The organism is Spirosoma profusum (assembly GCF_014699005.1).
In the GTDB taxonomy this organism is placed as follows: domain Bacteria; phylum Bacteroidota; class Bacteroidia; order Cytophagales; family Spirosomataceae; genus Spirosoma; species Spirosoma profusum.
Genome location: NZ_JACWZY010000026.1, coordinates 1 through 19,638 on the forward strand (window position 1 = coordinate 1; position 19,638 = coordinate 19,638).

The window sequence follows — 19,638 nt, forward strand, 5'->3', positions numbered from 1 at the left end:
GCGTCTTAACCGCCATTGGCCGGAACTGACATTATTTCGAAATAATGTCAGTTCCGGCCAATGGCGGTTAAGACGCTTGTAAAATTTTTGAAAAATTGTGACCTAGTTTAACTCTTCCCGTCCAAATGTTAAACATTTGTTACATTTTTAGGAAAGTCCGGCCGATTATCTGACCGGACTTTTTTGTTTATAACTATTTTTCAACTTGCCTTTGTTCAAGCGTAACTGGCAAAAAGTTGATTGAAGCAATTCTTCTTTACCCGTGTAATCAATATGCGGCTGGAACGAGTAATTCGTCAATTCCACTACGTCAATATCATCAACGCGAAAAAGCTGCCACCGACTGGGAGTCCGCGCATCGGCCACAATGTCGCGGCAGTACCCATACACGCTGATGGATTGTTCTATTCCTTTCTGTGGTCCTATTTGATACGGTTCAATCGTTCGCCACGTACTCCCTAATTTCATCTGAATAACCTGCTGATTGGCAATTGCGGATTCAATGGTTCTTAACAGATTATCTTGCTGTATAAATTTCATTGCATACATTTTAAAACTTGTTGAAAGAGGGTAAAAGCCGTGTAAACGGCTCACATAAAGTATGCCAATTGATAGTATTTGTATAATAAGTGAGATATATTTACTGATTTGACTACTAGTTTGTATAGTACATCAATAATAGTAACCACAAATAAGAAACTACGGCTACTACAGAGTCTTGTTACAATAAGTATACCTTATTGAGCAAAGCAGTATAAAAATTTGTCTGGTAACAATGAGTATAGGACTTTCGCTTAGAGGGTGATTGCTTGAATTCGGGGCTTGGCTAACGCTCCCCTCAAGTAGTCAGAGAACAACCCCGTCCGCAATTGATAGATGGTTTGGCCTACTTGTCGGGCCTTCACTTGTAAAGCAACTCAGGCCTGATAACAACACGCCAAGTGATTACGCTGCGAACGAGCCTTGCGGCATTGACACCGTTCCGAGCCAGTTAACTGCTTGAAGCTCCGATGGAACGTCTCGATCTGCCAGCGGGTGTCGTTAGCTAATTCAGCGACAAACCGATTTACAGATGCGTCTAGGTCATTGCGGGGCCGCCCGAGCGGTGATGACCCAGTCAATGTCGCCGTTTGGGGCAACCAGCTTGAACAACTTTACCTGGAAAGGAACCTCTTTCAGCTTGACTATTAGCCCTGTCGTCAGGGTTTGTTCAGTGAAAAATAAGGTGTCTAAGTGCTGATAACCCCTATCTCGATGCAGACTCACCAGCCGGTTGCTCTTCAGTGTGGTGAAGAGAGCCCAACCGGAACGATGAATCAGTTTGAGATGATCAACTGATGCCTACCAAGAGTCGAATAAAATCCGTCTGGCTTTAAGCTGTTTATGGGTGCTGAGCCGCTTAAACATCTCCTGGAAATGATCGTTCTTGGTCTTGCCATCCGTTTCGGGATGGAAGATGCGGTAGTCAATAGGCCAATGAGGTTCGTCGTTACCCGCCGTGTGGATGAAGTTGACTAAGCCGATGCCTTTAACTGTACCATGCTCATTACCAGAATATTGTTTTTTAACCAAGTCGATAAAATGGGAGTATCGTTTGTCCTGAACACTATCATCAACCAGCACCGATGCGGTCTCACCATCGTTGATGTAGGGCTGAACAATGGCCCATAAATCAGCAGGTGTGAAACGTTCCGGGCGGAGGAAATCACTGACCACGTCGTGACTCAGATTGGGTTTATGGTCAGCCATGTTAGTGCAAGTGTAATTGAAAGGCGTACCAAGCAGGTACTCGATATATTCCTGTTTTGCAATCATAGAGCTAAACTCTCAAATTTGGCCCTTAAGCGAAAGTCCTAGAATATTACTTTATTATTGTGATTTATCCCTAATTATTCCCTCTAATGCTCTTTGTATGCCTCAACATCGATAGAGTACTGGTTGCCGTACAAGATCTGGTTTAGCTCGCCCCCACATCTACCCCCAATGAGCTTTAACCGGGTTACCCGCCCCTCTTTTTGAACATTGAAACTGTCGACAATTTGGACAGTTAGTCGGCATGGTGATTAAGTAGGCGATTAGGGTATATCTCTCTTGAACAGGTTGACAGTTTATGATTTGGCAGTTTAGAAGATAAACTGTAATCGGATCGCCGGTGTGATGGAAGCTGAGTGTTCCTTTAAGCAGAACACTAAAATCAACAAATCAGGTCATTCAGGCAATCAAACCACATAAAGTGCGTAAGAGTCGAATTATAGAATTCTTTAACCACCGAATTGGCCTCATTATAAGTCAGCATGAGAACCAGCATCATGTGTGTTCGCTCATTACTGCGTAACGTCATCAGTAATTCATTTCCGGCCTCTTTATCAGGCAATCCAACATCTAGCAGAATCAGTTTAGGTAGCTCATTATCGTGGTTGGTGAAATAGCCTTTTGCTTCCTGAACGGTAGTGATTTGCTTGAAACTGGCCTCTGGGAAGGCTAACCTTGCGGCTCGCTCAACAATAGCCAGTAGATTAAGATCGTCATCAATAAGGATAATCAAAAACATCAAACTGCCTTTTTAATGCTGTATTTATTTTCGTGTAGAATAGACTGATTAAGGCAATCAATCTTCTGACTTTCTGGGAAGTCTGCTGGTTTCATACCAGAACCGTTTCAGAATAGCTACATAGTTGCGCCACCCCTCCATATCCTCGGGCTTTTGGGTATAGGCCACCGCTCCAGCCTTATAAGAACGTTGGACATTCGAGTCAGAAACTGAGCTGCTGAACATCACAATTGGTACGTGTTTTTTAGTGATCGAACTAATTTTGGGAATCAATTCAATGCCATCAACCGATTGATGCAGGTCGATATCTAGCAAAATCAATTGTGGTTGTTGACGTGACTCATCAGCCAACAACTCAAGAGTTTCCTGTGGCGATTCAACGCTAACAAATTGAGCTTCGGGGAAAAGTTGCTGACCAACTCGACTTAGAATATCAATAACTGGTGGTTCATCATCGACTAGTAAGATCAAAATAGGTTTATCAGATTGCATATAGGGATGTAGCTAAAAGTCGGCGTAGCGATGACCTATTTTCTAATCGGAGAACAAGGCGCTATATATACTCCGTGTTGATAATTTTAGTTTCAGGGAGGCTAACTTTTGCTAACTCAGTTGCACTATTTACCCGTTAACACTAGTTATAATATATCAATACGCTCCTATGTAAGACGAAGGAGCATTCATGTGTCTGTTTCATTATTAGGGCGTTTTAGAAGCCTGAGAATCGGCGTGTAGTTAGGGATGGGTTTATTCCCATGCCATTACCCAAAACTAGAGTTCATAACATGCGAGGCAACTCCTCTAATTTCCACCCAACCGCAACTGACTGGTAGCTCCCAACAACAAACGACCGCCATGCGAATAAATTACCCGTAAAGCTGAGCCTTGATAACTAGCTGGCAAACTCACCGCATGATGTAGCGTCACTACGTCCGTGCTGACCGGTATACGACCGCACGACCACACACTGGTATCTGTCCAGTTGCCACTTTTAAGTGTAAACGTATTGTTATTGACCGTTACGTTGAAGGCCACAGTAGTCATACTAGTACAGGAACCGCTGACGGCGATCTGATAACTCCCAGCATTACCAGGCTGTAGATTGCTCAGCAATGGACTGCTCTGAACTGAGCCTACGGGTGTTCCATGTCGGTAAAACTGATAACTAAAGGGACCAGTACCACTCACACTCAAAGGAATTGTTACGTTACTGCCCGCACAACTGGTGATCGAAGTGGGCTGCTGAACAATAGCCACTGGTGAACCAGGTGCAGACTGAAACTCAATGGCACCCACATCGACTCGTCCACCGATGATACGTGCATTACCCGCCAGATCGACGGCTGGTAGAGCTGATACAGAGTATGGCCCAATGGACGTAGTGGAGCTAGTCGGGTCACCGGTGTTGATAGCTGGTGAACACGCATATAAAGCTACACTACTGGTACTGATAAAAGGGGACGTAGCAGTAGTTAGGTTGTTAGTGCCACTATAGCCATTTATATCGGTTTCGAATAGACAGTAGCGAGCCGTTAGTATAACATTGCTGTTAGCGATAGCAGAGCCGGGGCTGCCGTTGCCAAACAGCACACAATTGGCCAATTGGGGCGAGTTAGCCCCCTGAGTGCTCACACTAAAAATGGCATTACCTGTATTATTGCCCGAGGTATTTCCAATCAACGAGCAGTTGATAAGTGTAGGTGTAGCTGTGCCTGGCAGACCAAAGTTGCAAAGTGCCCCGCCTGCCTGCGTAGATGAGTTATAAACTAGCGCACAATTAATAAGCAGGGGACTGGCACTACCTCCAGACAGCCCTTCATTGAAAATTGCTCCCCCCAGGGTAGCCTGATTGGATACAAAAAGGCAGTTACTAACGGTAGGACTAACTGAACCATTATATATGCCTCCACCTGTTGAATGGGGTGACGTAGCATTATTGGCATTCCCATTGGTGATAACTACTCCGTCGAGTCGGGAACTACTGTTTGAACTTATATTATAGAAGACGTGAAAGCTATTATCCGTCGCATTATTAGCTACCCCAATATCACCCGAGAGTGTGGTGGAAGATGGATAACTGAGTTGCCGCTGGGTCAGGTTGGCTTCATTACCGGAAAAGCCACCATAAAGTTGTACGCCCGGGGGCAGGCTGAAGCTAATAGCACGGTCCGTGCCAGTAGTCGGTTTATAAAGCCCGGAAGCTACCAATATAGTCGTACTGGGGCACGCAGAAGCCAGCGCTGGTTGAAGGCTGGTAGCAGATAGGGCATTACTCCAACTGGTACCAGACTGATTACCAGCTCCAGTTTGGGTCACAAAACGGGTGGCGGGCTGGCTGGAGTTAACGACAAGGTTATAAGACGTAGAAACCACCGATTGGCTTGTGCAGGCAGCCGTGATACGTACCAAGTAGTTGCCCTGTTGAGCAGTGGTTAGATTAGTCAGATTCAGGGCCGCCGTCGTGGCCGAAGCGGGACTGGTGAGTGGGGCGTTATCCTTAAACCACTGGTAAGCGGCAACGGTGCCGGTCGTGCTGACTAAAAGGGTGAGATTACGTCCTTCGCAGAAGGTGCCTCCAGTTGGCGGCTGACGCGTGATGGCTACGGGCATCGGTGTGTTTTGCTGTTCGAATGCGCCCAGATCAATCGTTCCGTTGCCCATAAAACGCGGATTACCGCTAAGGTCAGTAGACGGGCCTCCAGAAAGAATATTGTAGAGATTATTATTCCCAGCGTCGATGGCGGGAGAACATAATTGGAGGGGCAATGTACCCGATGGTGGATTTACCTGAAAAAGAGGATCAACCCGAATGTTGCCATTCGTTCCCGCAAACCCATCCTGATCGATGAGCGTGTTTCTTAGGCTAGGTATTTCGGTTGAAAAAGTGAGCTGAGTTGGCACATTGCCCCAGAGAATACTGTTTGTAATACCTGTATAAGAAGAATTTGATTCCTCAACGAATAATGCATTAGGGGCATTTTTGCTTAACGTACAGTTCATCACTGTCAGACTGGATGTTGTTGACTGATAAACTGCCCCTCCCTGGCTTGTGGCTTTGTTATTGAGAAGCAGACAGTTCGTTAGATTTACGGAAATTGTAAAATTGCCCTGCACATATAGACCTCCCCCGGTCGTTGCCGTATTCGACTCGAACACACTGTTTGTTGCCTTTACAATTACCCGGCTCCAGACGGCACCTCCCTTATCACTGGCTTTGTTGTTGTTTAGCGAACAATGCGTCATACTTAGTATACCCGATACGTCCCCGTAGATGCCTCCGCCCAGAGGAGCCTGATTACTGGTAAGTGTGCAGGACATCAACGATGTTTGACTGCGATCCAGGTATAGGGCCCCTCCGCCCGCCGTTGCCACGTTATTGCTAAACGTGCAGTTTTCGAGGGTAGGATTAGCCTCTGAAGTAGCGATCGCAGCCCCGTATGGCGCTTGATTGTTGACGAAGGAACATCCCGTAATTCGTGGGTTACTTCCTGCTGCATTCAGCATAGCGGCCCCATGCCCGGCTTCCCCCTGGGCGCTAGTTGTCGCGAGGTTGTTGGAAAACCGACAGTTTGTAATGGTCGGACTGCTGTTTTGCAGGTTCAGCATAGCCGATCCGCCGAGCGCGGATGCATTGTCTTCAAAAAAACAATTGCGAACGGTAGGCGAACTGTTGATGTTAGCCATACCTGCTCCCGACTGATTCGATCCGGCATCCAGACTTCGGCCACCCGTTATCACAAAGCCATCCAGCACAGCCGTCGAATCCAGGTTCTGATTATACAAAATAGTATAGGTGTTATCCGAAGCATTACCCGGCAGGCCAATGTCACCCGAAAGAATAGCGGTGGGACGGGGTGAAGTAGGGTTTGGCCGCTGTGCAAGGGAAGTTTCTGTTCCAACGAAACCTCCATATACGGCCACTTTATTTGTTAGATTAAGGGCGTAGTTGCGTAAAAGTCCAGTCGTGGGTTTATATGTACCAGCGGCCACCCAAACCATAGCGCCATAACTTGGATTAGCCGCTACAAAGGCGGCTGCGCTGTTGATGGCCACCTGAAGTTGGGTTCCATCGAAGGCATTACCCCAACTGGTACCGTTTTTAACACCAGCTCCGTTTGGCGTAACGTAGAGAATATAGGCCACTTGTTGAGCGGTTGCCTGGTGAATAAGTAGAAGAAGTACAGCGCTGAAAAACGTGAATCGTAAACGGTTAGCCATGGGTTGAGTCGATAACGTAGTATTTGGGTTTATATAAAATCTGAATTATTCAGTTTTCAATCCTGCCTTTAAAAGTAGCCAGGGTCGCTTATGGGGCAGCTGAATCACTAGCAGCGGGATGGTCTGTCGTCGTTTAGTCTACCGCTCGTTCTGAGAGCAGAAAGAACAATAGAACTGGCTGGCAGACTAACCCGCTCTACTACGGAGACAGGCTCCCACTGTTGCCATTATCTGAACCACTGATGGTAACGTAGCAGATGGTTTGAACCCGGAGATAGCTTGATAAACAAATCAGTACTAGTAAACAAAAACACCAGAGGCATGCCCGACCGTTGAAACGAGCATCGGTAGACATACCAAACCAAACGGGTATAGAACGTAGCATAACTATGAGTTGAGTTTAGTTATTGATTTGGCTTGATAAGTTCGTTTTGTTGCTGCTCCAACTGCCGAATTTTGTAGCCATAGAATAACCAGATACTCATGCACAGCAAGCCAGCAGCCAGTAAGAGGCCAAGTAGTTGCAAAGTCCACCGACGTAGTGGCGGATTGCTCCAGAAAGAGGATTGAATGGACATTGATTCGGGCCGGAGTATTCCGTTACGTCCGACACAACAAAACAGGTGAGCTTATCTGCTACGTCCAAACAGGAGCCTTAGACAAGGTATGGACATGGGTATGGACATACTTTGGACATACCCATTAACCTGCTGACTATGAGTAGATTGTTTTTCAGCAAAAATCAAGAAACGTAGCAGTTATCCTGGCCTACAAACGGGCTAGTAACTCCTCAAGGGCCGTGTTGGGGCTTTGGTGTTCCAGCTTCTTGCGCAGCCGATGGCGGGATTTCCGAATGGCATCTACCGAAACTCCCAGCATATACGCCATTTCTTTGGTTGGTAAACCCAACTTGGTCAGAGCCAGCAGCCGCAGCTCCGTCGGTGACAGATCGGCCACCTGCTGACGTAGCGTTTCGAAAAAGCGAGGATGAACCTGCTCAAACAGATGCCGAAATTGCAGCCAGTCTTTCTCGGTCAGAATAACACTGTTACGAAGCGTATCCAGGTGTTGATCGGCCTCCGGTGGGTTCGAACTCGACCGAAGGGCCAGTGCCAGTTCAGCCGAAATCTGATCAATTAGCTCGTTTTTATCCTGGAGGCTGTTGATGTATTGTGTGAGTTGATCGGTAGCGTGAGCCAGTTGCTCAGCCTGTCGCTTCTCCTGAAGTCGTAATTTCTGGCGATTCTGATTGAGCGCATACACGCCCAGAATGGTCAATAGTAATAGGGCTCCTATGCTCAGGTTCCGAATCAACTCCGCCTGCTCTTTCTGAGCTTTTACATGTTGGAGCGTCGCCAGATAACGCTGAGCATTCAGGCGACTTTCGTTGGCTGTCAGCCGTTTACTGTCAAAGATCGTCCGAAGGCTATCGGTCAGGCGGGTTGTCGAGTCGGTCCAAAACAGTGCCTGCTGCAGGTTGCCGGTTTTGCGGGCATAGAGGGCCTGAACTTCGCTGTAATTGACGTAGTATTCATTACGAACAAGCTGGCCGGCCATCAGTCGGCGGGAGCGGGAGATGTAATCATGGGCCTTCCTGGTACTATCGAGGCTCAGGAGCGCTTTAGCAATGAAAAGACACGTAATGGCGCAGTTTTCCGGCACGATTGATTCGCCAAAGGCCAAATCCTGGTATAGGTACGGTAAAGCCTGGCGGGTTCTCCCCTGTAGACGTAACGTATTGCCAATATTGCCCGTTACCACGCTTAGATACGCGCTGTCCTGATTCAATCGGGCCTGGTTCAGCGCTTTGCGAAAAGTGATCAGCGCTTTATCGTATGCTTTTAATTCCTGATAAGCAACACCCAACGTGTTTAAGGCGGCAGTACGCAACCGCATCGGCAAGCGGGGCTGATAGCGTTCGGCAAGTGACAAATACCGAATGGCCGTCGGATAATCACCAAATCGATAATAAATGGTGCCAATTCCATAGAGGTGTTCGAACCCCTGAGGATCCTTGTCATAGCCAATCTGTTCGAAGCGTTGCATGGCACGTAGCATGTACCGAAACCCCTCGTCAAGTTGAAGGTGATCAATTAAAAACGAACCATATATATGCCAGTAACCAGCCGTAGTGATGGGTAACGGACAATTTTCCAGCGATCGGCGATACGTTTCCAGAATGTGAATACCGCTGGCTAACTCTGCTTTGTTCTTCCGATCAACATGAAAGGATAGTTGAAACCGAAGCCTGACGATGTGAGCATACCAATACAGGGGCTGATCGGACTCGTTTTTAGCTAAGGCTATGATACTGTCGATGGAATTAGTCGTACCCAGCGAATCGGACAAGTTAAATATAGGCCGGGCAATAAGGTTGACAATGCGCTGGTCGGACGGTAGTGTAAACAACTCCTTCACCCGAATCTGAGCCTGCACATCGGAAACCCACAACCAGCCGATCAGAATAATGCTGACCGACCAGAAGCACCGGTTAGCAGGCAGCCGCCCGTGATCACTGATTTTCATAAACCAAGAAGTGAGCAGCATACCAATTTATTAAACCAACTACAATAGAGTTAAGAACCAGATTTAACGGCCAATCGCCGAATGATTGCTTACCCTCGAGGCTAAATTACGAACTGCTTTTTAGTTAAGATTTACTCAGGTCAGCAAAAAGAGAGTTGATTTATTGAATGGAAATACAGTTATACATTTAAAAAATTATTACTGGATAAGTGTAGAGTAAACCTGATCGATTACTTACTCAACATGGTTTTCAATTAGCAGTTAAAGGAGTCTCACGAAATGCTCCCTCCTGAGACGACAGAGTATTCATGTATCTGCTCCAAAAATGGGACGGTTAAAAGAATAATAAACTAGCGGGAAAGCACAAGAGTATGGATGGAAGCAACTGGGGTTTTAATCACTCAATGCTTACATTCACCAACTTAAACCCTTAACCTCAGCATGGCTACCAAAGGACAAATCTTGGATATGACCCCCGTCGGTATGAAGTTTACTGTCTTACAAGCCAGTGCCGACACCCTAGGCAAGTCCTTAGATCTTCACTGGGAATTGTTGCCGGGTTGTAACATGAAGGACCCCTTGGTGCATGTCCACCCCGATGCCATCGAAACCTATGAGGTGTTGGAGGGTGACATGGAGTTCTTTATCAAGGATCGGTGGATTGCCGCCAGCCAGGGAGACCACCTCTCGGTTCCCAAAGGGGTTACCCACTGTTTTCGCAACCCGACCGATAAGATCGTACGCGTCTTGAATACGCATCAGCCTGCCTTGAAGATGGAAAACTATTTTGAGGATGTCAGTAAAGTACTCGATAAGCTTACCGATCAGGGTCGGAAACGGTTTAAGATGAATCTACGAACGGTGCTGTATATGAGTGTTCTGATGAACAAGTATCGATCCGAGATTATTGCTAAAAGCCCGCCTGATGTGGCCATCAAAGCGCTGGGTTGGGTAGCCAAGGTTTTCGGATTACAGTATTAGAGGCTGGGGTGATCAGCCCGCTAGTAGGCGATTCTGTTAAGTGCAGACCTGACTTCAGTAACTAAAAACTTTATCGTCTCCTGAAACGCTCCTACATGAGACAGAGAAACTTTCATGAATATGCAGCTTTGATTATCAAATGCTTATAAGCCATTGGTTAACGGCATATGAATCCGTGTTCAAGCAACAGAGGTAATGGAGAAGATCCTGGCTTTACAGCAAGCTATTTAATCGGTCAGCTGTTACGCTGAGACCTACTTTTTTGAAGTTCTCCAAGACTTGTTGTGGTGTCATGGGTGGCTTCTTCAAGTAGGATACTTGTTGGTCAAAGGCCATCAGGGCTCTTCTCGAATCTAGATCAATCAGGTTGGCAATGAACTCGTCAGGGTGCTGGGCTTCGAGATCGAAAAGGCTTAGTATGGCACTAGGGAAGTCCTTTAGATTCGCCGTCACAAGGACATCAGCCTGACAACGAATCGCTGCAGCTAGTACATGGCGATCATCCGGGTCAGATAGTGCCAGGGAGTCAATCAACGCTTCGTAGTGGACAACGTTTGCATCGGGAAAGGCGTTGTTCATGGCCTGAGTGCTCCGTTCCAACTGTTCAGCCGTTAGTTCAGGTCTGTTCAATAGCAGATTCCGGGTCCATTCCTGATGAATTCGATCTGTCCACTTAGGGCTATACAACTCGACATCCGCTAAGTTTAGCAACAGGTCTCGAATCGGTGCCGGGTAGAGAACGCAAGCATCCAGTAAGGCAACAAACTTAGCCGAATGGATCATTCGTAACCCAAGTTCAGGTCTTGGGCTTGCTCAGCTAAGAACCGCAGGTTCGCTTTCCTGTTCGATTTGTGCTGATCTGCATAAGTGAATAAGTCATCGAGCAAGATTCGGCGATGGCTCCCTACCTTCTTAAAGGGAATCGCGCCTTCTTCTAGCAGTTTGACAATATGTGGTCTAGACACATTGAGCAAATCTGCGGCCTGCTGGGTGGTAAGTTCCGCATCAGAGGGCACCAGCGAAATGGCCTTTCCCTCCGCCATGCTGGAAAGGATGAAAGAAAGCAATGCGAGAGCTTTGGTGGGAATGGTAAACGATTGCTGGCTTTCCTGTATCTGGATATTTATGCTATCGGAAGTTCTTTCCGCCAAGGCAGCGGTAAAACCAAAGAGTGATTCACGTGCTACGCGTTGCTCGTGTAGGGTAGGCTTCTCTAGCACAGCTTCCATTTACTTGTCGTCTTAAGGTACAAAGTTATTAAACGAAATAAACGAAACAAAGTTCAAGGAGATCTCTTTCACCTCTAGTAGGAGGCTTAGTATTAATCGAGTAACCAACGATATTGGAAAAACGTGACGGTGGCTGGCCCGCATGCTACTTACCAGAGTTGACAGATATTAAAATTACTGTCTCACAATTCGCTCTTTTGGGACTATTGAACATGCTAGCTTCTAGTGAATAAAAGTTGCTTCAAATTCTGTCCACCGATAAAACCCGGCATCTACTGGGTAACTTAGGCCAATGAAGCTTAGCAATCTAATTCGGAAACTAAACCCGGTAAGGTGGATCATGTGGATTGTTATCGAAATCCACAGCTATTTTCAGTCGAGACATCACTAATACACTAGCGTCGTACAATAGGCTCCTCAACCGGAGACGAAGGCGATTCCATCTATGCCTCATAATTGGGGCTTTAAAAGAGATAGTGAAATAGGATATAAATTCACGTTTAGCAGTAGGAAACCCTTTCTGAGAACTCTATTCTAAAATTGTTCCTAATAAATTACAATATAGATAGGAGCTTAGCGTGATTGAACCTCGAAATTTATGAATGCCAATTGCATGATGTATGCGCTGATCGGCACATTGATTTGTTGCATCGGGCTGGCTCATTCGCAACCTGTCGGAATGACAGCTAAAACTATTGCCTTTAAAGCATTGACGTTTAAACTTTCCAATAGAGACAGCGTTGCTTACGAGTACGGTTTGCTGAAGGTACCTGAGAATCGGAAGGTCACTGGGACCTGCGACATTGAACTCGCTGTAGTGAGGTTGAAAGCCAAAAATCCAACCACACACTCTCCAATTTTATTTTTATCAGGCGGACCCGGCCAATCGGGGATCAGTTACATTGAGGAAGACTATTTCCAAGCGCTTATTTTTGACCTCCAAGACGATCATGACATTATTTTGCTGGATCAGCGCGGCTCAGGCAGGTCCACGCCTAGTTTGGGATTTCCGTTACCAGACGCAGATAACAAAACTATTTTCCTGGATGAAAAAAGGGCTATAAAACTTCACAAAGAGGCTGCTGCTGCCGGACTCGCCTATTTCAAAAAAATGGGAATCGACATCAGAGGGTACAATACGGTTCAAAATGCCGAAGACCTCAATGACCTGAGGATTGCCTTGAAGACTAAGAAACTAAATTTACTGGCTTACAGTTACGGCACTCATCTTGCCCTGGCCCTGGCGCGGGAACATGCTTCCTGCATCGACCAAATGGTCCTCATTGGAACCTCAGGACCGAATCACATGCACCACCTGCCCTTTACCTATGACAACCAGTTAGTTCGTATCTCCGCTTTGGTGGCTCAGGATTCGGCGATTAATGGCTACGTACCGGACATGATGGCACTGTTGAAAAGTCAGCTAAAAAAGCTGGAGGCACATCCTATTGTCATTCCTATAAAAGACCAGCAATTTAAAAAGGTTGTCCACGTTCCCATCGGCAAATTTGGCCTTCAGCTTATTTTGAGGTTAGATACCGGCGACAGTAATGACTTTATTTACTTTCCGGCCATGTTGTATGGAATGCAGCAGGGAGACTACCGAATACTCCAGCGGTATGTCGAAAGGCGTTACAATCAGTTTAACGGGCGATATGGTTCAGGCATATCGGCCATGCGTCAGGCATCGGGAGCGACCTCCGACAGATATGCCCAAATCAATAGTCAAGGGAAAATCGCAGTTCTGGGAAACAGCGTGAACACCCCGGATATCTATGGAGGATGGCAACATATTGATCTTGGCGATGGGTTTCGAACACTTTTCAAGTGCGACCTGCCGACGTTGTTCATCAGCGGCACACTGGATAGCAATACGCCTGTTTCCAATGTTGACGAATTACTCCCCTGGTTTTCTAAGGCGCGGCAACTAAGCGTAGAAAATGCGGGGCATGAAGACATGCTGCCCAATACCGAGGTTCAAAAAGAGATCATCCGATTTTTTAGAAAATTAGGACCATCGAGAAGATCGATCCCCCTTCCCAAACCCCGTTTCGTTTCGTTCTTTTAATTCGGTACATATTAAAATAAAATGGACTTGCTACCTTTTACTGAGCATGGAGCTAAGTACCATTTGTCTAGAAATGTAACAACTGTAATCTCACAAATCCCTCCAATCTGAGACGAAGAGGTATTCATGTATCTGCTTTATAAACTGGGCGTAGATAGTGATAGCCTGGCGTCTCGCTTCGACATTTGCTCTCAGTATGTTACGCTAAATTAGCCATTATAGCTAGTAATGCACTTTTCCTCAATGCTCATATAAAGTGTATCTTTACACTTTACTATGGCTGAAAACCAATTCATTGAATACAAAGAAAGCTGGCGTGAGGAATACCTCAAATGGATCGCCGGTTTTGCCAACGCGCAGGGCGGCACGTTGTTGATTGGTGTCAATGATAAAGGGCAGGTTGTTGGTCTTGATAATGCGAAACGGCTGCTGGAAGATCTCCCTAACAAGATTCAGAATGCACTAGGCATCATCGCCGACGTAAACCTGCGCGAGCAAGCAGGACAGGCTTATATCGAGATTGTTACCCAACCTTATGAGATGCCCGTCGCCTATCTATCATGGGGAGTATCACCTACGAAGCGGTAGTACGAAGCAGGTGCTCAAAGGTAACGCCTTGCAGCAGTTTTTGCTCAAGCGCCTGGGTAAGACGTTTGATGATGTCGTCGAACCCAAAGCGAGATTGGAAGATCTTGATCCCGCAGCTATACAAGCCTTTGAGCAACGGGGTATGGAACGACAGCGGTTGGATCAACATGAACCGCTACGGACCGGTTTGTCAACCTTCCTGGACAATCTCAATCTAACCGACGGCGAAAGGGGATTGAAGCGAGCGGCATTAGTCTTGTTTGGCAAACACCCGATGCGCTTTATCTTAGGAGCTCACATCAAGATCGGCCGCTTTGGCCAAGATGCCACCGATTTGAAGTTTCAGGATGAATTGAGTGGCGATGGGTTCCGGCTGGCCGAACGCACCCTACAACTGCTGGATAGTAAGTATCTACCTGGCCTAGTCTCCTATCAGGGCCTATATCGCCAGGAACGGTTGCCATACCCACCTGATGCCATTCGCGAGGCCTTGCTCAACGCCATCATGCACAAGGACTACTTTGGCGGTCCTATCTTTGTGTGGGTGTATGATGACCGACTGGTGTTCTTCAACGAAGGCTCGTTAATTGAGGGCTTAACTCTGGCTGACCTGCAACAGCCGCATTCCTCTCGTCGGCGTAACCCTACCCTGGCGATGGCCATGTTTCGGGGCGGTCTGGTGGAAACCTGGGGTCGTGGTACATTGAAGATGATTGCTGAATGTCGGGCGTGGGGGCTACCGGACCCTTTGTTTGAAGACAAACAAGGTGGATTCTGGGTGACCTTCTTTGCCGATCGCTATCAGGAAGTGTTGTTACGACAAGCCGGGTTGAATGAGCGACAAATGAAAGGCGTTCTTTACGCCAAGCAGCAGGGACGGATCACGAACGCTAACTATCAGCGGCTCAATGCTTGTTCGCGCAACACGGCTAGTGCTGACTTGAAAGAACTGGTTCAACAGAGTTGGCTCAAGCAGCAGGGCACCAAAGGGGCAGGCTCTTATTATGTAGTAAGTTAGTAGAGCAATTGCACAAATTGCACAGCTATTGCACATTAATTGCACAATTGCGTTCATCAAACTATCCAATGTATTGACTATGGCTCTGTTCTATCTTACCTAATGGATAACATCATTCAAGTTAAAATCAGCCTGCGTGGCACCAAACCACTCATCTGGAGACGCATACTGGTGGAAAAGACGAGTACATTTGACGCACTGCATGAAGTCATCCAAATCGCCATGGGCTGGACCAACTCGCATCTACACGAGTTTACCGCAGATGGAGTACGGATTGGTCAGCCATTAGATGAGTTTGACATGGATTACGGCGAAAAGTTGATCGACGAAACAACGGTTACCCTGGAAAGCGTGCTGACAAATGGTACTCAAACGGTTGGCTATACCTATGATTTCGGGGATAGTTGGGAGCATACCCTTGTGGTGGAGAAATGGCTTCCTGTTGATGCTGCTATACGGTACCCTATGTGTACAGGTGGCAAGCTAAACTGTCCACCCGAAGACTGTGGGGGAATTCCCGGTTTCTACGAGTTGCTACGCATTATAAATGATAAAGGACACCCCGAGCGGCAGGAAATGCTGGAATGGCTCGGCGGGGACTATGATGCTAAGGCGTTCGACTGGCAAGAGGTGAACCAGCACTTAACAGCCCTATTTCACTCATCAACGGATTAGAATTGACATTCATTGCCAAAAAATAAGCGTCTCACAAAAAGCTCCATCTTGAGACGACGTCAATTCTCTTGTTCATAAATGGGGCGTTTTGTGAAATGTCCGCTTTCCAAAAGTTTCGTACTTTAGGGAACCTATAACAGACTTTAAAGGAATTTTTTAAAAAAATGACTTTATTGTTAGTAGACTTTTAAACCTCAGAAAGGCAAAAGGCTGACTTAATAGTACCTATGAATTTTGTTGCTAAATGCGCTGTCGGTGTAGTCCTGGTGAGCCTGTGGGTTTCAGCCTGTCAACAAAAGAGAAACAAGGAAGCTGAGGCTAAAGTTGATTTTGTAGCCTTGGATAAATCAACTTATCAGGTTGGTGATTCTATTCTGTTTCGACTAAATCAACCAGTAAGTCAAGTTACTGCTAGTTGGGATGGTAAACCTGCTATCAGTCAATCTCCTGTCAATAACCTTTTCTCACTTCAGTCAGTCGATTTAAGCGTCGGTTTACATCAACTAGTAATAAACGCGCTTACTATCAATAAAGAAAAGTTAATAGATACTCTTTCGATTGAAATCTGGTCAGATATTAAGCCAGAAAAACTTTCCTATTCTGTTCTGAAAACGTATCCCCACCAGGCGAGCAGTTTTACACAGGGGCTTGAATTTCATCAAGATGCCCTTTACGAAGGGACTGGACAGGTTGGGCAGTCTAAGCTGATGAAAATAGACTTACTAACAGGCTCCGTGCTCCAATCTGTCTCTTTACCAGCTCCTTACTTTGGAGAGGGTATTACGATCGTAAACAATCATATCTATCAACTGACTTGGACTTCGGGGCAATGCTTCCAGTATTCAATGGATATGACCCTACAGAAAACCCACACGTATCATACCCAAGGCTGGGGCTTAACGCACCGGGATTCAACGTTGATCGTTAGCGATGGCTCCAATCGATTATTTTTTTATACGCCGAGTTTTCAGCAGACTGGGGAGTTAATGGTGTATGACAACCAAGGCCCAGTCATGAACTTAAATGAACTCGAGTATATTGATGGGTACGTTTTGGCGAACGTGTGGAAAACGAACCGAATCGTTCAAATTGATTTAAAGTCGGGTAAAGTAGTAGGTGAATTGAGGATAGACCCTGCTTTACCGCCGGGAGTAGATACCAAAGAAAATGTGTTGAACGGGATCGCTTATGGAGATCCAGACGCTGTTTTATATATAACGGGTAAAAATTGGCCTACCCTGTATAAGCTGAAAGTAAACGGCCTATTTAAACATAAGGGGAAAACCACTATCGCACTTCGTTAATACCTACCGCCGTAATCTAGCTTGTATGCTATCAGTAGAATTTGACAGATATTAAAATGGCAAAGGTATATTCTCAGAAAATGCTCCAACGTGAGGCGAAGGAAAATTCATATATCAGCTCATTATTTGGGGCTTTTAATGAGATGTGTATACTGTCAGCCAAGGTTATGACCAATGCAGCTAAAGACTTCCCTCGCTCACAAAAAGAAGCCCAGTGGTTAGCTGGGCTGTAGGGGGTTGATCGTGCAATTCTGTTTATTTCTTCTCCAGAAGTTGCTTGACGAGTTGTTCCAATTGGTCAATACGCTTTTGTTGCTGAATACTATATAGGGTCAACTCTTCCACTTTCTCCAGCAACGTAGCATTCATTCTCACCAGGTCAACGCCCTGCTTCACGACGTCCTGAGCCGAGGGTACGTTGGGCAAATGACCATGCACCCCAACGTAGCGCTCCACATCCCCCAGCGAGAGCAAGTGATACGTGGGCGAAAAGACCTTGTCACTCCACTGGTTCACATTGTCGATACGTAGACGATGACGGGCCAGCACCGTCTCGCCCTGCTCGTTGACGGTCAGAAACTGGTCAGTCGTGCCCTGGAACAATGGATTGGACAGGTGAGCAAACTTGATGCGGCCATTGTTACGCAAATTGATAATGCCCCGCACATCCAGTGGGAATTGGGGTGAATCGGTGCCGATGCCCACCGCCACGCTGGTGTTAGTGGGATCGCCCAGAACGATGGCGTGGCTGCGGGCCACGGTGGCGTTGGCCCCGATGGCCACCGCGTTCTGCAACGTACCGCTGGTGGGTTGGGAGTTGAAGCCCAGCATGGTGTTGTTGCTGCCAGTGGTGTTGGTCGAGCCGGCCTGAATGCCGAAAAAGGAATTGTTGTCGCCATTGCTATTGAAGCCCGCATCATTGCCAAAATACGTGTTTTTTTTGCCGACGATGTTATTGAGGCCCGCACCCGAGCCCACAAAGCTGTTATCGCTTCCTGTTTGATTGCTCTGACCCGCGTCATTGCCTATAAACGTATTGGCGTTTCCGCTCGTATTGGCTCTACCCGCCCGCCTGCCCACAAAGGCATTGAAGACCCCTCCCAAATTGCTAAAACCCGCATCATTACCTACAAACGCATTGCCCTCGCCCGTTGTATTGCTGAAACCCGCTCCCGAGCCAATAAAGGCGTTATTCTTTCCCGTTGTATTGGTTTTGCCTGCATCATTTCCTATAAAGAGATTAAAGCTTGCCGTCGTATTGTTCAAACCTGCATTATTGCCTATAAACGCATTGCCCTCGCCCGTTTTATTGTTCAAACCCGCCCCCGATCCAATAAAGGCGTTATTCTTTCCACTCGTGTTTTTCTGACCAGCATTATTTCCTAAAAAGGTGTTGAAGCTCCCACCTATGTTACTTCTTCCCGTCCCAATGCCCACAAAGATATTACCCTCGCCCGTCGTATTGGCTTGGCCGGCCTGAAAGCCCACAAACGTATTACTGTCTCCTGTCATGGTGGCGTTACCGGCCTGAATGCCCACCAGCACATTCTTAGTGCCCGGTGTGGCCGAAGCCGGTGCGGTGGCGACGTAGTTAGTTTGCGCCAGGAGTGGGGTGCTCAGCAGCAGGGCCAGCAGAAGGTTGTACAGAGGTTTCATAGCTGATACGTTTTTTTTTGGTTTAAATGGAGGAAAAGCACCTTATGATTTATGACAAAGCCATGCTGGTTTGACCTAGTAAAAATACTCATTCTTCGAACGTTGCGAAATCACCCGGCCGGGTGATTTATAGGGGTATTTTCGGGGTAAAAATTATCTATTTAGGCGGTTTCGTACACTTATTGTTCCATGTCTCGTGAAAACGCTGATTATTAAGAGAAGGATTATTTGGCTAATCATCGATTAGAAGTGATAGTTGATGCCCGTACCCAGGGCCGAACTTACACCCGCTTCCTGAAGACTACTCACCCGAAAGCGCCCATCCACGCTCCAGCGCTCATCAAACTGCCAAGCGTATTCGGCCGCCAGGTGCCAGCCAGTGGTCAAGCCACGTTGTAGCCGCCGATCAATCGCGTAACTGTCTCGACCAAGGGTGCTCGCCCCCCGGTAAAGGTCATCGCGTCGGTACCAGGCCGATAGGCCCCCACCTAGCCGCAAGGCGTGATGCGAGCTAGATAAAGCATCGACCAGCACGCTTAGCTCTGTAGTGAACCGCTCGCGCCGATTAGGGCCTGGATCAATGGCATTGAAGAGTTGATTAGTGGTTGTAATGCGCATGTACCCAGCTTCAGCGGCTATGATGATGCGGTCCTGGCGAAGATGCCTGGCCAGGCGGGCAATGTAACGAGGACTAATGTCGTCGGGCGCATCTAAAGTCGTCAGATCAACACCCAGGCGCGCTGAATACCGTTTGAGGGGGCTTTGCGCCCGAAGTACTCCCGAGATCAGTAAGCCCGTTGCCAGTAAAATAAACCGGTTCATAG

Annotated in this window: 17 protein-coding genes and 1 pseudogene; 6 read left to right on the forward strand and 12 right to left on the reverse strand. The window is 47.0% G+C overall.

From position 1 onward, the window contains the following. Positions 1-165: 165 nt before the first annotated feature. The 8 genes and pseudogenes from IC229_RS24820 to IC229_RS24855 all read right to left on the reverse strand — a co-directional run bounded on the left by IC229_RS24820 (position 166) and on the right by IC229_RS24855 (position 9,295). The gene (locus IC229_RS24820) at positions 166-540 is read right to left on the reverse strand and encodes a WYL domain-containing protein (protein ID WP_190890001.1); all 375 of its coding nucleotides are present in this window, start codon (positions 538-540) and stop codon (positions 166-168) included. 254 nt (positions 541-794) lie between these two features. Further along, positions 795-1,815 (reverse strand): annotated as a pseudogene (locus IC229_RS36305) (IS701 family transposase). Between the two features lie 379 nt (positions 1,816-2,194). Next, on the reverse strand, positions 2,195-2,551 hold the full coding sequence (locus IC229_RS24830; protein WP_190890003.1) for a response regulator: 357 nt from the start codon (positions 2,549-2,551) through the stop codon (positions 2,195-2,197). 57 nt (positions 2,552-2,608) lie between these two features. Then, complete coding sequence (locus IC229_RS24835; protein WP_190890005.1) at positions 2,609-3,043, reverse strand: response regulator; 435 nt, start codon at positions 3,041-3,043, stop codon at positions 2,609-2,611. Between the two features lie 309 nt (positions 3,044-3,352). Next, positions 3,353-6,769, reverse strand: a complete 3,417-nt coding sequence (locus tag IC229_RS24840) for a right-handed parallel beta-helix repeat-containing protein (protein WP_190890007.1) — start codon at positions 6,767-6,769, stop codon at positions 3,353-3,355. A gap of 199 nt (positions 6,770-6,968) precedes the next feature. Next, positions 6,969-7,154 carry a hypothetical protein gene (locus IC229_RS24845; RefSeq protein WP_190890009.1) on the reverse strand — a complete coding sequence of 62 codons (186 nt, stop codon included), beginning with the start codon at positions 7,152-7,154 and terminating at the stop codon, positions 6,969-6,971. Positions 7,155-7,173: 19 nt separating this feature from the next. Further along, positions 7,174-7,347, reverse strand: a complete 174-nt coding sequence (locus IC229_RS24850; protein WP_190890010.1) for a hypothetical protein — start codon at positions 7,345-7,347, stop codon at positions 7,174-7,176. A 190-nt stretch (positions 7,348-7,537) separates the two neighbouring features. Further along, positions 7,538-9,295 (reverse strand): tetratricopeptide repeat protein, encoded by a 1,758-nt coding sequence (locus tag IC229_RS24855; protein ID WP_190890012.1) that lies wholly within the window; start codon positions 9,293-9,295, stop codon positions 7,538-7,540. Positions 9,296-9,778: 483 nt separating this feature from the next. Between IC229_RS24855 and IC229_RS24860 the strand changes: the two genes are divergently transcribed. After that, positions 9,779-10,276, forward strand: coding sequence for a cupin domain-containing protein (locus tag IC229_RS24860; protein ID WP_223834190.1), 498 nt, complete (start codon positions 9,779-9,781; stop codon positions 10,274-10,276). Positions 10,277-10,489: 213 nt separating this feature from the next. Here IC229_RS24860 and IC229_RS24865 read toward each other — a convergent pair whose 3' ends face one another. Beyond that, positions 10,490-11,059, reverse strand: a complete 570-nt coding sequence (locus tag IC229_RS24865; protein ID WP_190890016.1) for a PIN domain-containing protein — start codon at positions 11,057-11,059, stop codon at positions 10,490-10,492. Then, a complete protein-coding gene (locus IC229_RS24870) occupies positions 11,056-11,505 on the reverse strand; it encodes a helix-turn-helix domain-containing protein (RefSeq protein ID WP_190890018.1) in 450 nt (149 codons plus the stop codon). The genes IC229_RS24865 and IC229_RS24870 overlap by 4 nt, the downstream gene beginning before the upstream one ends. Before the next feature lie 598 nt (positions 11,506-12,103). On the opposite strand from IC229_RS24870, the gene IC229_RS24875 reads away from it, so the two are divergent. The 5 genes from IC229_RS24875 to IC229_RS24890 all read left to right on the forward strand — a co-directional run bounded on the left by IC229_RS24875 (position 12,104) and on the right by IC229_RS24890 (position 17,158). Next, complete coding sequence (locus tag IC229_RS24875; RefSeq protein WP_190890020.1) at positions 12,104-13,573, forward strand: alpha/beta fold hydrolase; 1,470 nt, start codon at positions 12,104-12,106, stop codon at positions 13,571-13,573. 276 nt (positions 13,574-13,849) lie between these two features. After that, entirely contained in the window at positions 13,850-14,161 is a 312-nt protein-coding gene (locus IC229_RS35440) for an AlbA family DNA-binding domain-containing protein (protein ID WP_223834181.1), read from the forward strand. Further along, positions 14,109-15,179: an ATP-binding protein gene (locus IC229_RS24880; RefSeq protein ID WP_223834182.1), complete on the forward strand. Its 1,071-nt coding sequence runs from the start codon at positions 14,109-14,111 to the stop codon at positions 15,177-15,179. Before IC229_RS35440 ends, IC229_RS24880 begins: the two co-directional genes overlap by 53 nt. 102 nt (positions 15,180-15,281) lie before the next feature. Then, positions 15,282-15,854 carry a plasmid pRiA4b ORF-3 family protein gene (locus IC229_RS24885; protein WP_190890022.1) on the forward strand — a complete coding sequence of 191 codons (573 nt, stop codon included), beginning with the start codon at positions 15,282-15,284 and terminating at the stop codon, positions 15,852-15,854. A gap of 227 nt (positions 15,855-16,081) precedes the next feature. Further along, positions 16,082-17,158 (forward strand): glutaminyl-peptide cyclotransferase, encoded by a 1,077-nt coding sequence (locus IC229_RS24890; protein WP_190890024.1) that lies wholly within the window; start codon positions 16,082-16,084, stop codon positions 17,156-17,158. A 255-nt stretch (positions 17,159-17,413) separates the two neighbouring features. Here IC229_RS24890 and IC229_RS24895 read toward each other — a convergent pair whose 3' ends face one another. Together IC229_RS24895 and IC229_RS24900 are read right to left on the reverse strand one after the other, a co-directional pair. Beyond that, on the reverse strand, positions 17,414-18,814 hold the full coding sequence (locus IC229_RS24895; protein ID WP_190890026.1) for a hypothetical protein: 1,401 nt from the start codon (positions 18,812-18,814) through the stop codon (positions 17,414-17,416). Between the two features lie 243 nt (positions 18,815-19,057). After that, a complete protein-coding gene (locus IC229_RS24900) occupies positions 19,058-19,636 on the reverse strand; it encodes a hypothetical protein (RefSeq protein ID WP_190890028.1) in 579 nt (192 codons plus the stop codon). Positions 19,637-19,638: the final 2 nt, after the last annotated feature.